This window comes from Oscillibacter sp. CU971, from assembly GCF_905219725.1.
Taxonomy (GTDB): domain Bacteria; phylum Bacillota; class Clostridia; order Oscillospirales; family Oscillospiraceae; genus Oscillibacter.
On record NZ_CAJMXG010000067.1, the window covers coordinates 1 to 13,913 of the forward strand.

Here is a 13,913-nt window from a genome sequence, read left to right on the forward strand (position 1 = left end):
GTGCTACCCTGGCTAAAGGCGTGGGGCACTTTGAGGACACCTCCATCTGGGGAGGCAACGTCTGCCTCGCTTCCCACAATCGCGGGGCGAACGATTACTTCGGGAAAATCCATACCCTGGACGCCGGAGACAAGATCACCCTCACCACCAAGCTGGGGACGAAGACCTATGAAGTGACCACCGTCTCCAAGGTCAGCGAGACGGACCGGAGCGGTCTGGAGGAATCCGGCGAGAGCTGCCTCACCCTGTACACCTGCGTCCGGGACCAGCGGGACCTCCGCTACTGCGTCCGGGCCATAGAGGTTGTCTAATATGCTTCGGTTTTCCACTTCTATTTCTCCCGGCTCTCCCTTTGTTTCAATAGCTTTCCACCATGCTTTCGGGTATGATGTGGCTAAGAACCGGGAGGGCCCGGCATGACGGTCCTGGACTTCATCCGCCAGCATCCCGCCCAGGCGGTGGACGTGATCTCCTCCGTGGGCTGCGACCATGTGACGTCAAAGCGGTCCCTGGCCCTAGCGAGGGACCAGCCCGAGGACATGGAGATTCTGGACTGGACGGTCTGTCACTCCAGCTTCTCCGGCGGAGCCTGGCACGTTCTGGCGATTGTTCCCGCTCTGGAGCAGGACGCCGCGCCGAGACTCGCCATGGCCTGAGCCTCCCGGAATACGCGAAGGAGGAACACAGAGATGAAAAAGAAGGATATCGGCACGCTGTTCATTGGCATGGTCCTGGGCGCGGCGCTCACCGGAGGNGCTGTNGCTGCGGGAATCACCGCAGAACCGGCTTGGTCNCCCATCTATGTGGATGGGCAGCAGGTGCGGATGACGGCCTACAACATCGCGGGAAATAACTATGTGAAGCTGCGGGACATTGGACAGGAAGTTGGCTTCAATNTCTACTACCAAAANGGCGTCCAGGTGGACAGCGGCGCGCCCTATACCGGCGAGGCCCCGGCAAAACCCGCTCCAAAGCCGCCGGTGCTCAAGGCGGAAACTCTCCAGGTCAGCAGCATGAAGGGCACGGAGCTGACCGTGGGAGAGCGAAGCTCCCTCCTCATCAGCCCCGCCGGAGCGGACTGCGCCGCAGTCTCNAGCGATCCGGCAGTCGCCTCGCTGGAGCAGGTCGCCGGGTACTGGGTCGTCGTACCCAAAGCCCCCGGCTCCGCCACGATCACCGTTACCAGCGCTGCCGGAGAATGCGGGTCTCTGACCTTCACGGTGAAGGCGGATGCCTCCGCTCCCGCGGAGATCGATTTGAACGCCAACCTGGAGATTCGGCGGGAGATCATCCGGCTCGTCAATGAGGTGCGCCGGGATCACGGTCTCGAAGCCCTGCCCATCAACGACGCGCTGATGGACGCCGCTCAGGACGTGTCCGCGCAGTGCATCCCGGAACACCGGCCCTATGACTGCGAAATCCTCCCGAAATACGGCTGGCCCCACGGAGCCATGTATAATCTGGTGACCATGGGCCTGGATGACTTCGACAACGCCGCGCGGGTCGCCGTCGACGCCTGGATCAACTCCCCCGGACACCTGCAAACGATGCTCAAGGACAACGCAACCTGCATCGGCGCGGGGGTTACAAACTCCGGCTTCCGGGTCTACTGCTACATGGTGGTGGGCTCCCCCAACTGGGTGAGCGCCTACTCCTGACAGCTCCATCCTCCCATTTCCTAGAAGGCCCCTCAGCATCCGNTGAGGGGTTTTTCCTTTGGGCGGGCGCTTAAAACGTCCGCCGGTATCTGGTCCATCCAGGACCGCGTCAAGCCTCCGGCATAGCTGGAGGCTTTTTCTATTTAAAAATGAAAGGAATCCTCTTTATGAAAAAGATGACTCATCCCCTGTGGACGAGACTTACGGCGATGCTGCTGACGCTCGTCTGCGTCTTTGGCCTGATTCCCACGACGGCGTTCGCCGCCGGAGACACGATCAAGCTGAAGGACTTCGGCTACACCGGCGTCAGCTACGAATCCGCCGCCCTGGGCCGGGCCCAGCTCCATCAGATGTATTTCCAGGACGGCTCGGCAACGACTGTCGGCTTCTGCGGCACCAAGGGCGGCGGCATGGGCGACAGCCTGAGAGGACAGACCTGGGGCAACAAGACGTCCATCACGGACCCCACGGTCATCACATTGATGGCCTATTTCTACTCCCACGCCAACAATAACTTCTCGGATGAAGCCATCGCCATGGGCGAAAACAACGTCTGGAGCGAAGCCTACTGCTGGCGCATGAACGCCTGGGTACAGGCGGTCATCTGGCGCTATAAGCAGGGCCTCCTCAGCGACCCTGTTGTGGCCTGCGCCGAGGAACTGATGGCGGTGTACAACTCCATTGAGCATACACACTACACCAGCATCGACGAAAAACGGGCGGACAGCACCAATACCTTCCGGGATATCTCCCAGTATGTGCTGGACCTGGGCAAGCGCGGCGTCTGGGGCAAGTGTCAAGCGTATGAGTACAGCTTCACCGGCTCCGGCAGCTCCACCCACCCCGCCTCCGGAGTGCAGAAGATCATCCTCGGGGACCATTCTATTGAGAATCCGCCCAAGGATGAATACTCCCTGATTGTCAAGAAGGTAGATTCCGCCGACCCCACCAAGGGGCTTGCCGGAGCGAAATTCCATATTGAGAGCCAGGATGGGTCCTTCTCCAAAGACGTTGTGACTGGGCCTGACGGCACCTATGAGCTCACCAATCTGCCCGCGAACACCTACGCGGTCACTGAAACCGAAGCCCCCTCGGGGTACGAGATCGACAATGCTGGGCCGCAGTATGTCACCCTGCCCAGCAGCGGCAGCAACACGGTAACGGTCACTTTCACCGATACTCGCAAGCCCGGCACCCCCGAGACGCCGGACATCCCTGAGCAGCCCCCCGCCAGCGGCAGTATCCGTAAGGTGGACGCAGACAATCCCACCAAGGGCCTCGCCGGGGCGGTCATCAAGATCACCGGAGTGGATAACAATTTTGTGGGGACCTATACCACGGTTGAGGACGGCTATCTGGCGGATGTCCCCTGGGATTCCATGCCCACCGGCAGCTACGTCGCCGAGGAGATGACTCCCCCAGAGGGCTACACCAAGAGCCCTGACCAGAGCAAGGTCAAGCAGACCTTCGTGTGGGATGGCAAAGCCGACGTGGCTCTCGTTTTTGAGAACGACGCCAAGGTAAAACTCCAGCTGAAGAAATTGGATGATTCCAATAATCCCCTCCCCGGCGCTGTGTTCAATATCCTGAAGGACGGCCAGATCATCGGCACCGAGGCTACTAAGGAAGACGGTTCCATCACGGTAACAGACATCACCGAGGGACTTTATGCTTTCGTTGAGGTCTCGGCCCCCTCCCCCTATGCCAAGCTCACCGAGCCGGTTCTTGCTCATATGGATCAGGCTGCCATCAACGGCGGAGGGACCATCACTGTCACTGCGGCGGACAAGAAGCTGCCCAATTTGACCATCCTGAAACGGGACGCGCAGACCGGCGAGGTCATCCCTGACACGCACTTCGAGGTCAAGGGCATTCACCTGGGCTACCACAATGACGTGACCACTGGCCCGGATGGTAAGGCCACGCTGACCAGCATCCCCTCCGACAGCTATGAGGTGACGGAGAAATCTGTGCCCGACCCCTATGTCGTCGGCGATGAGCCCACCCAAACGATCTGGCTGGAGGGCGGCGACGACAAGGAGATGATTTTTGATAACCTCAAACAGCCCCTTTTGAAAATCTCGAAGATCGAGAAGGGAACCAACCAGAAAATCCCCGGCACGGTCTTCCTGCTGGAGGCCATCGACGGGGATTACCGTCACGAGGTAACTACCGAGGCCAACGGCTCCGTGGAACTGCGAGTGGCCCCCGGCAGCTATAAGATCACGGAGCAGTCCGTCCCGGAGCCCTACTACATCAGCGATGAACCCACGCAGACCATCTCTCTCAACGGCGGCGATGAAAAAGAGGTCATTTTCCAGAATCTCAAAAAGCCCGAATTGACCCTCTCGAAAATTGATGCCGACACGAAGGAGCCCATCCCCGGCACTGTGCTGAGGGTGGAGGCCATCAACGGCGACTATCAGGACGACTGGACCACCGGGCCCGACGGTAAAGTGACGAAATACGTTGTCCCCGGAACGTATCGGGTCACGGAGATTTCCGTTCCGTTGCCTTGGTTCCTGCCGGACAAGGACGCCGACCAGGTGCAGACCATCAGCCTGAACCCCGGCGATGTGAAGGAGTTGGTGTTCCGCAACCGTAAGGAGCCCCAGATCACGATTTTCAAGGAGGATTCTGTCGCTGGTGCGCCGATTGAGGGGGCGAAATTCCATGTCACCTACACCTCCAACGGCGAAGCCGCCGACGCTCCCGCCTCTGCGGATTACGGCTACCTGTTTACGGACGCCAACGGTGAGATCAAGCTCCACGAGCAGGGCAAACGCCTCTATCCCGGCGAGTACACCATCACGGAAGTGGCTCCCGCTCCCGGCTTCCAGATGAAGGAACCTACCACGCAGAAGGTTATCATTCACGGAAACGAGAGTAAAACCGTCACTTTCCAGAATGAACCCCTCAACGGGATCGTGGTCGAGAAATACGACTCTGTTACTGGCGAAGCCCTTCCCGGCTGCACCTTCCAGCTCCGCTTCTTGGGCGGAACCTCCGGTACCGGCGGCACGGTCATCGGGCAGAAGGTGACCGGAAAGAATGGTACCTGCATCTGGACCGGACTGAAAGCCGGCACTTATATCGTTGAGGAAGTGGACCCGGCGGATGGCTATTCTATCATCAATTCCTCCGAAACGGTCTACATTTCGGACGATGGCGTGCAGAATGTTGTTACCGTGAGGTTCGACAACGCCCCGGACGGTCTGCTCCTTATCAGGAAGGTTTGCTCTGTCAACCCCAGCATCACTCTCCAGGACGCCGAGTTTAAAATCACCTATGCGGATGGGACCCTGATCGGTGACTCCAACGGCATCTATCGGACCGACGCCCACGGCGAAATCCGCATTGAGGGTCTGAAGCCCGGCAAGAGCGTGATCGTGACGGAGACCAGAGCCCCGGACGGATTCATCATTGACACGCAATCGCAGACGGTTCAGATCAAGGAGGGCCGGACGGTTAGCCTGACCTTCAAGAACCAGCCCAAGGGAAAACTGATCATCCAGAAGCGGGACAGCGTTAGCGGCCAGCCTCTCCCCGGCGCTCAGTTCCGTGTGACGACCGCCGCCGGATGCGAGGTTGGCCTGGACGGCGTCATCGGCTCCGCTACGCTCACGCAGAACGGCATTTTTACCACGGATTCTAACGGCGAGATTCGGATTTCCAATCTTGCTCCCGGCGCGTATGTGCTGACCGAGGTCAAAGCCCCGGCTGGGTACGTCATGGATGAGCCCAGCAAAAATGTAATGATCGGACCCAACGGAGATACCCAGACGGTCATTGTGACCAATACCCCCAAGGGCGGGCTCATTGTCGAAAAATATGACAAGATCACGAAGGAACCTCTGGCGGGTGCGCGGTTCAAGATCGTCTACTCCAACGGCGAGCTGCTGCCGGACAACGAGGGCCTGACTTCCTCCAACGGCCTCTACACCACCGATCAGAACGGCCAGATCGTGATTTCCAAGGTCCTGCCCGGCACGTTGGTGGTAACGGAGGACAAGGCCCCGGACTTCTACCAGAAGGACCCCACGCCCCAGACGGTGGTGGTCAATGCCGCGGACACCCAGACCCTTCGCTTCTACGACGATCCCCTCTGCACCCTGACCATCCTCAAACGGGACGCTGTGACCAGGAAGCCCCTGGCCAACGCTCAGTTCCAGGTTCAGTACAGCGACGGGCATGTGGTCGGCCCCAACAATGGGCTCTACACCACCGGGACCGATGGAACCGTGACCGTCTCCGGACTGAAGCCCAATTCCACCGTCGTGGTCTCTGAGAAGAAGGCCCCCCAGGGCTACATCCTGGACGAAACGCCGAAGAACATTGTGGTACGGCCCGGCGTGGCCAACGGCCTGATTTTTGATAATCAGCCCGGAACCACGCTCATTATCCAGAAGTTCATTGAGGGCACGGAGAACGAACCGCTTTCCGGCGTTGCCTTCAAGGTTACAGACGGCGCTGGAGCGGCGGTTGGTCCTGACGATGGAACCTATTATACAGACAAGGCGGGCGAAATCGTCCTCAGCGGCATTGAGCCGGGAACCACGGTGAAGGCCCGCGAGATCAAAACCGTGGACGGCTTCGTGCTGGACGGGACGCCCCAGGACATTCTGATCAAAGGCGGAGAGGTCCAGCGCCTCACCTTCTGGAACAAGCGCGCCGGAACCTTACTGATCGAGAAACTGGATTCCGTCACCAAGGCTCCCTTAATGGGCGCACGATTCAAGGTACTCTACGCCGACGGGCGCGTAGTGGACACCGAGGGCGGCAAGCTGTCCTCCAACGGTATCTACTTCACGGATTCCAATGGGCAAATCAAGATCACCAATGTCGTCGGGACCCTGGTGGTTACGGAGGAAAAATGCCCGGATGGCTACGTCATGGGTTCCAATGACAAGAGCCAGACCGTGGTGGTCAACCCCCAGGACACCCAGACCCTCCGCTTCTACAACGACCCCATGTGCAGCCTGACCCTGACGAAGCTGGATTCCGTCACGGGTAAGCCTGTGCCCAATACCGAGTTCACCGTCAAAGACGGCGACGGCAATGTGCTGGGCCGCTATGTCACCGGGAAGGACGGGACTGTCGTGGTGACGGGCCTCATTCCCAATTCCACGGTGGTGGTTTCCGAATCCCGCGTCCCGGACGGTTATGTCCTGAACACGACGCCCAAGACCATTATCGTGAAAAATGGCTCCGGGAACAGCTGGACCAGCGGAGGCAGTTCCTCCGGCGGAAGCAGCTCCGGCAGCGGCTCCAGTGGAGGTAACTCCGGCGGAAATGATTTGACCTTCGAGAATGATCCCAAAATGACGTTGACCATCCACAAGTACATTGAGGGCACCGCTAATGAACCCCTGGCCGGCGTAGCCTTCAAGGTGGTGGACGGTTCCGGCAAGCCCCTGAATCCCGACGGAGGCGTCTATTATACCAATAATGCCGGAGAAATCGTGCTGGAGGACCTGGTACCTGGAACGACCATCACCGCGCAGGAAATCAAAACGGTGGACGGCTATGTGCTGGACGGCCGCCCCCAGAGCATTAAGATCGAGGCGGGCAAGGCCCAAAACCTCACCTTCTGGAATAAAAAGGCAGGCTCCCTTGTCATCCGAAAACTGGATAAGATCAGTGGGAAGCCGCTGGCGGGCGTTGAATTTGAGATGCAGTACGCCGAAGGCGGCTTTGTGGATGACGACAACGGGCACCTCTCCAGCAAGGGGCTTTATACCACAAATGACCACGGAGAAATCCATATCTCCGGGATCATCGGAACCGTAGTAGTCAAGGAGACCCGGCCTCTGCCCGGTTATACCATTGAGCCGGGCCGGGAGAGCCAGACCATCACGGTGAATCCGCAGGAGACCCAGACGCTGACCTTCTACAACATCCCCTCCAACACCCTGACGATCCAGAAATACATCGAAGGCAGCGACAATGAGCCTCTCGCCGGAGTGGAGTTCCTGGTGGCGGACAGCTCCGGCGCTGTGGTGGGCCCGACCAACGGCTATTTCACCACGGATAAGGACGGGCGCGTTTCTATCCCCGGCCTCACCCCCGGCACGACTATCACCGTCAAAGAAACCAAGACGGTGGACGGCTATATCCTGGACGGCCAGCCTCAGAGCATCCTCATCAAGGAGGGCGAGGCCCAGAGCCTGACTTTCTGGAATAAGAAGGCCGGAGGGTTGATCATCAACAAGGTCGACGCCTCCACAAAGAAACCGCTGGCGGGCGTCAAATTCAAGATTACCTACGCCGACGGCTCCAATGTGGACCTGGACGGCGGCAAGATTTCCTCCAACGGACTCTACACCACGGACACCCTGGGTCAAATCAAGATTCCGGGTATCGTGGGCACGGTGATCGTGGAGGAAATTGAAACCCTCCCCGGCTACCTCATCGACCCCAGCGCCAAGAGCCAGACAGTCCAGGTGAATCCCAGCGACACCCAGACCATCACCTTCGAGAATGTTCCCGCTGGCGGCCTGGAGCTCATCAAGGTCAGCGAGAGCGACCGCACGAAGCGCATCCCCAATGTGAAATTTGAAATTCGGAAGATGGACGGCGGACTTGTGACCACTGTCACAACGGATTCCACAGGCCGGGTACACGTTGACCTGGACGCCGGGGATTACTATGCTGTGGAAATCGAAGCCGCCAAGGGCTTCAAGGTTGATGAAACCCCGCGGTATTTCACAATCCAGGACGGCAAAACCACTACGCTTACGGTAACCAACAAAGCTCTCTCCGGTATCCAGATCCACAAAATCGACAGCGCCACCAAGAAGGGAATCTACGGGGTCACCTTCCTCCTCTATGACAGCGCCAATACTCCCATCGGGCAGTACACCTCCGACGACCAGGGCTATGTGTATATTGAGGATATCACTGAGGCCGGGCGGTACTACCTGAAGGAGCTGGAGAATGAGGGCTATCTGGTGGATACCCAGATGAAGACCGTCTATGTGAAGCCCGGCGAGGTAACCCTTGTGGAATGGGAGAACACCGCTATCACAGGACAGATTCAGATTACCAAGACCTCCGAGGACTACAATTCCATGAACGGCTGGCCCGCCGGAACACCCATCCCCGGCACCGTTTTCGAGATCTACGACAAGGCCAACAATTTGGTGGACACCATCCGTTCGGACAAAAACGGCCTCGCCAGCTCCCGCCCCCTGCCCCTGGGCCGCTATAAGGTCGTAGAATCCCAGAGCGCCGAGTTCTACGGCCTGGACAAGACGCCCATGGAGGCGGAGATCGAGTTCTCCGGTCAGATCGTCCGCCTGGCCATGACCAACAAAGCCCTGTACACCAATGTCTCCATCAACAAGCGGGGCTATGCCCAGGTCATGCCGGGACAGGCCATCCGCTATGACTTCTCCGGCATCGCCAACAATTCCACCACCGCCCTCTCCTCCTTCTACTGGAGAGACACTCTCCCCGCCGCCCTGCGGCTGGACAAGATCGTCACCGGAACCTACAACGTCCAGGGCAACTACAAAATCGTCTACAAGACCAACCTCAGCGGAGAAACCTACCGGGTCATTGACGACAATGTAAGCACCATGAAAAACTCCGTTGTTCCGGCGTCCCCCGCGGCCCTGGGCCTGGCCTCCGGCGAGTATGTCACGGAAGTCATGTTCGTCTTTGGCGTCGTGCCCTCTAACTTCCGGCAGGTGGAGGCCCCCCAGATCCACTGCAATGTGGTCTCCTGGCTCAAGGGCGGCGCTCAGTTCGTCAACCAGGCGGATGTGGGCGGCGTTCACAACGAACAGTGGATCATGGCCACGGATCGCTGGGTTACCACGGTCTATAAGCCCACGAAACCCTCCAAGCCCCTGCCCCGCACCGGATACTAAGCCCACTGGAAGGGCCGTCCTTCATGGATGGCCCTTCCTCCGCATCGAGGAGGTGACCATATGACAACGGAAGAAAAACTCTGTTTTCAGCAAATCGCGGAGGGAAACACACTTGATCAGGAGCTGTTCCGCAAAACTATGACCACTATGCTCCCCAGCGCGAAAGAGGGAGCGGTGCAGCCGTGGATTGAGTTCGCCGCGGAAATCACGGAGAGCGGGCAGTTCGTTGATTTTCAGGAGGAATCCGACCTGGGTATTGCCCAGTCCCGCTGGTACGACACTCTGCTGGCTGGATTTTACCAGGTCAAGGCGAAGTTTGGGGAGGAAACCGCCGCAAAGGTGCTGGAGCTTGGGACGGAGTGCCTCTGNCTGTACCCGTATGAGCTGGAGAGAGCCGCCGAGGAGCTTCGCCAGGGAACCGATCTTAAAAAGATGGGCGACCTGATGCGGGATGGTCTGCTGGAAAGCGAGGGCAATCTCTTCCCCAAGCTGCGGGACGTGCTGGGTAGTGACGCGCCGGAGCAGGGCCCGCAAATGAATATGAATTTATAGGAGGATTTTCTATATGAAACCCAAGAAACTGATCCGATTTCTGATAATCGCCGCGATGGTGTGCGCCGTCTGCTGCACCACCGCCCTCGCCGCCGGAGGCGACGTCTCCGGGGCTATCCAGCAGACTTGGACCGCGGCTTCCGGGCAGGTCAAGACCGTCGTCGACACTGTGGTCTTCCCCGCTCTGGACATGATTCTGGCCATCGCCTTTTTCGTCAAGGTGGGCACCGCCTACTTTGATTACCGCCAGCGGGGGCAGTTCGAGTGGGCTCCGCCCGCCATCCTTCTGGTCTGCCTCATCTTCTGCCTCACCGCTCCCTCCTATATCTGGGGCATTATCGGGCTGTGACGCGGCTTGGTTTAGCCGCAAGCCCTCCTATGGGGTCTATCTGAAAATCTCCGGCGCGCAGGCACGTTGCAGCTTAGCGGCGTGCCTGTTTTCTTTTCCCAAAATCAACAATAGGGGGTGAGACACATTTTTATATGGGACTTTGTAGCGTCCACAGTTATGGACAACCTGATCGACTGGTTCTACGGGCAGGTGGTCGGCTTCCTCGGCAACTTCTTCGCGGAGATGGGGAACATGGGCGTGGAACTCTTTGACCTGGAATGGGTCCAGGCCATCGTCCTGTTTTTCTCCCAGCTGGCCTGGGCGCTGTTCGCCGTTAGTTTGGTTGTTTCAGCCTTCGAGTTCGGTATCGAATACTCCTCCGGCCGGGGGAACCTCCAGCAGACAGCCATCAACGCCCTCAAGGGCTTTATGGCTGTCAGCCTGTTCACCACCGTGCCCGTCCGGCTCTACGCCCTGTCGGTCTCCTCGCAGGGAACCTTCGCCACAGGGCTCACCGGATACGGAAACAGCATCGGTACCGTGGGAGAGGCGATCATCACCGACCTCCAGAGCGTGGACAGCCTGGTGGATATGTCCAACCAAACTCTGGATTTTGGCCTGAGCGTGCTGACCAGCCCCTTTATGCTGCTGTTCTGCATCATCCTCATGGCCTACGCCGTAATCAAGGTGTTTTTCAGCAACCTGAAGCGGGGCGGCATTCTGCTCATCCAGATCGCCGTGGGGAGCCTCTATATGTTCAGCGTCCCCAGGGGCTACATCGACGGCTTTGTCCAGTGGGTCAAGCAGGTGATCGGCCTGTGCTTGACGGCCTTTCTGCAGTCCACCATCCTGGTGGCGGGGCTCATGGTCTTCAAGGACCACGCCCTGCTGGGCCTGGGGCTGATGCTCTCCGCAGGAGAGGTACCCCGCATCGCCGGGACCTTCGGACTGGACACCACAACTCACGCCAACATCATGAGCGCAGTCTATACGGCGCAGTCGGCAATCAACATCACACGAAACGTCGCCCAAGCGGTGGCGCCGAAATAAAGGAGGAAACTATATGCTGACCATGGGAAGCCTCTTCGATGGCATCGGCGGCTTTCCCCTCGCGGCGGTCCGGGCGGGGATCGAGCCCCTTTGGGCCAGCGAGATCGAAGCCTTCCCCATCGAGGTGACGAAGCGCCGCTTCCCCAACATGGTTCATGTGGGGGATATCACGAAGCTGGACGGGGCAAAGCTCCCTCCGGTGGATATCATCTGCGGCGGGAGTCCATGCCAGGACTGTCGGTGGCCGGAGCGCGCGCCGGTTTGACCGGCTCCCGTTCCGGCCTTTTTATGGAACAAATTCGGATCATCAAGGAGATGAGAGATGAAGACAAACGTCATGGATGGACAGGTGTCCATGTTCGCCCCCGATTTGCCGTATGGGAGAACGTGCCCGGAAGCCTCTCCAGCGGGCGGGACCCGAAAACGGGGCGGAAAACGCCGGGCTCGGACTTCCGGCAGGTCCTCGAGGCGTTCCTCCAGATTGAGGAACCAGAGCTTCATGTTATTAAACCTCCGCGCGGGCGCTGGAAATATGCTGGGGCCATACTGGGAAATCGATCCACAGTGGCTTGGGTGCGGTGGGACGCTCAATACCTCGGAGTGCCCCAAAGACGCCGTCGAATCTTCCTTATCTGCGATTTTGCAGGAGAGCGTCCCATCCAAATATTATTTGACCCAAAAAGCCTGCCTGGGTATTCTGCGCCGGGCGCTGGAGCGGAAGAAGGACCTGCCGTATCAGCTGGAGCTGGCCCTGAAGGCCCAGGCGGGCATGATCTCCCCGGAGGAATTCTCCGTATGCCCGCCGGCCAGCGGCGGCGCCCGGCGGAAACGCTCTGAGGAAGACTGCCTCACCCCCTGGGATACCCAGCAGGCGAGAATCTTCACGCCGGAGGGAAAGGCGCCGACGCTGGCCAGCGCGGACGGAGGCGGGGGCCGGAATCCCGGAGGACTTTTGTTTGCCGCGGGCGTGGTCAGCAAAGGAAGCGGAAACTGCTTCCTGATGCCGGAGCGCCACGCCTCCCTCAGCGGTGGAGGCGGTCAGCCTGGACAGGGATACCCTTGCGTGCTGACCGCCGCGTTTTGCGCCGGAGCGGGAGCCGCCGCCGGAACCATCGGCTATCAGGAAGAGATCGCTCCCACGTTGAAGGGGAGCGCCAGCGGGAACATGATGCCTTCCGTCCTCTGTCTCAACGACCAGGGCGGCAGCGTCATGGAATGCTCTAAAGATGTGGCGGGCACCCTCCGGGCCCAGGAGCATGGACACCAGCCGCTGGTGCTTGGAGTATACGAAAACCATGGCATTGACGCAAGGTACACAGGGCCGCATAAGATATCCCCCACATTGACCAACCGCAACGGTTCAGGAGGGAACAATCTCCCTTTGGTCTCCCAGATGCCGGAAACCTTCTGTATCCTGGGCAACACCGTGGACTGCGCCCCAGAGAACGGCGGTCACGGACTTGGCGTTCAGGAAGAGTTGTCGTTTACCTTGACCTCCGAGCACCGGCACGCCGTCTTTACCCGGCAGCGGTCTGACCGTTTCCGGGAGGGCGACATCGCCTCCACCGAAAGCGCCCAGCAGGATAAGGACGCCACGGATCTCATTTATCAGGCGGCGAAGCGAGCCGCGTCAGAGGCGCTGCCTCAAACATACGCCGCGGCGCTTCCAAAGCTCATAAGGAGGCTCATGCCGACAGAGTGCGAACGGCTCCAGGGCTTCCCGGACGGCTGGACGGACATACCGGGAGCCTCGGATTCCGCCAGGTACCGGGCGTTGGGAAACAGCGTGGCCATACCGTGTGTAGAGTTCATCATGCGGGGGATTGCCATGGCCTTTGGAGAATCACAGGAAGGAGGATAACCCTATGCGCGACTATACCGAGGAGGAAATCTGCGAAACGGTGTTCTATCTCTCCAGATACGCTGAGTGTCTGGAAATTGATAAGGCCATCACTGTGCCCGATGAGCGGGAGCTCTTCTGGATGCTTCTTGAATGGGCGCGGGAGTTCACGCGGACATTTGCGCCTGACGGCGAAAAGGACTACATGGCCGAACTGGAAAGCCGGGGGCCAAAATGGCTTACAACAACATTCCCTTATATACCGGAATTGGACGAGGAGCGGGAGGCGATCATCGAATTCCTCCAGTCTGAGGACGGCGACCCCGCTGTTTGGCCCTGGGCGCTTTCGGCGGAAGAGATCGCGCAAAACGATGATCTGCTTCGCAAGGTTGAAAGGGTCGTAAATTTTGACCAGCAGGGCGATTATAACACGGAAGAACTGTGCGCTGCCCTTGACCGTATCGTTGGCGTCAACCCTGCGCTGAAAGAACGTTCCGCTCCCGATTCCGGGATGGCCCAGCCCTGTATGTAAGCGTTATTCCCCTTGCCTGAAGGGATGCCGCCAGCAGTCCGTCTCATGGTCGTTGACCACACCCACAGCCTGTAGG

At 59.1% G+C, this 13,913-nt stretch carries 9 protein-coding genes; all 9 read left to right on the top strand.

Annotated features, from left to right (window positions below; translation table 11 throughout):
* Nucleotides 1–311, top strand: a 311-nt coding sequence (locus JX325_RS06700) for a sortase domain-bontaining protein (protein ID WP_204790382.1), incomplete at its 5' end; no start/stop codon positions are given.
* A 105-nt stretch (nucleotides 312–416) separates the two neighbouring features.
* Nucleotides 417–656 (top strand): hypothetical protein, encoded by a 240-nt coding sequence (locus JX325_RS06705; protein ID WP_204790383.1) that lies wholly within the window; start codon nucleotides 417–419, stop codon nucleotides 654–656.
* A 33-nt stretch (nucleotides 657–689) separates the two neighbouring features.
* On the top strand, nucleotides 690–1,658 hold the full coding sequence (locus JX325_RS06710) for a CAP domain-containing protein (protein WP_204790384.1): 969 nt from the start codon (nucleotides 690–692) through the stop codon (nucleotides 1,656–1,658).
* A gap of 167 nt (nucleotides 1,659–1,825) precedes the next feature.
* The gene (locus JX325_RS06715) at nucleotides 1,826–9,532 is read left to right on the top strand and encodes a SpaA isopeptide-forming pilin-related protein (protein WP_204790385.1); all 7,707 of its coding nucleotides are present in this window, start codon (nucleotides 1,826–1,828) and stop codon (nucleotides 9,530–9,532) included.
* A gap of 565 nt (nucleotides 9,533–10,097) precedes the next feature.
* Nucleotides 10,098–10,433: a DUF3852 domain-containing protein gene (locus JX325_RS06720; RefSeq protein ID WP_204790386.1), complete on the top strand. Its 336-nt coding sequence runs from the start codon at nucleotides 10,098–10,100 to the stop codon at nucleotides 10,431–10,433.
* Nucleotides 10,434–10,559: 126 nt separating this feature from the next.
* On the top strand, nucleotides 10,560–11,465 hold the full coding sequence (locus JX325_RS06725; RefSeq protein WP_204790388.1) for a conjugal transfer protein TrbL family protein: 906 nt from the start codon (nucleotides 10,560–10,562) through the stop codon (nucleotides 11,463–11,465).
* Between the two features lie 13 nt (nucleotides 11,466–11,478).
* Nucleotides 11,479–11,730 carry a DNA cytosine methyltransferase gene (locus JX325_RS17995; protein WP_243413962.1) on the top strand — a complete coding sequence of 84 codons (252 nt, stop codon included), beginning with the start codon at nucleotides 11,479–11,481 and terminating at the stop codon, nucleotides 11,728–11,730.
* Between the two features lie 267 nt (nucleotides 11,731–11,997).
* Nucleotides 11,998–13,326 carry a DNA cytosine methyltransferase gene (locus tag JX325_RS06730; protein ID WP_374220592.1) on the top strand — a complete coding sequence of 443 codons (1,329 nt, stop codon included), beginning with the start codon at nucleotides 11,998–12,000 and terminating at the stop codon, nucleotides 13,324–13,326.
* Between the two features lie 4 nt (nucleotides 13,327–13,330).
* Nucleotides 13,331–13,837: a hypothetical protein gene (locus JX325_RS06735; protein WP_204790387.1), complete on the top strand. Its 507-nt coding sequence runs from the start codon at nucleotides 13,331–13,333 to the stop codon at nucleotides 13,835–13,837.
* The last annotated feature ends 76 nt before the right edge of the window (nucleotides 13,838–13,913 follow it).

Coding starts and splice junctions, on each gene's coding strand:
- JX325_RS06705 (WP_204790383.1), top strand. CDS start 417: ATGACGGTCCTGGACTTCATCCGCCAGCATCCCGCCCAGGCGGTGGAC.
- JX325_RS06715 (WP_204790385.1), top strand. CDS start 1,826: ATGAAAAAGATGACTCATCCCCTGTGGACGAGACTTACGGCGATGCTG.
- JX325_RS06720 (WP_204790386.1), top strand. CDS start 10,098: ATGAAACCCAAGAAACTGATCCGATTTCTGATAATCGCCGCGATGGTG.
- JX325_RS17995 (WP_243413962.1), top strand. CDS start 11,479: ATGCTGACCATGGGAAGCCTCTTCGATGGCATCGGCGGCTTTCCCCTC.
- JX325_RS06730 (WP_374220592.1), top strand. CDS start 11,998: ATGCTGGGGCCATACTGGGAAATCGATCCACAGTGGCTTGGGTGCGGT.
- JX325_RS06735 (WP_204790387.1), top strand. CDS start 13,331: ATGCGCGACTATACCGAGGAGGAAATCTGCGAAACGGTGTTCTATCTC.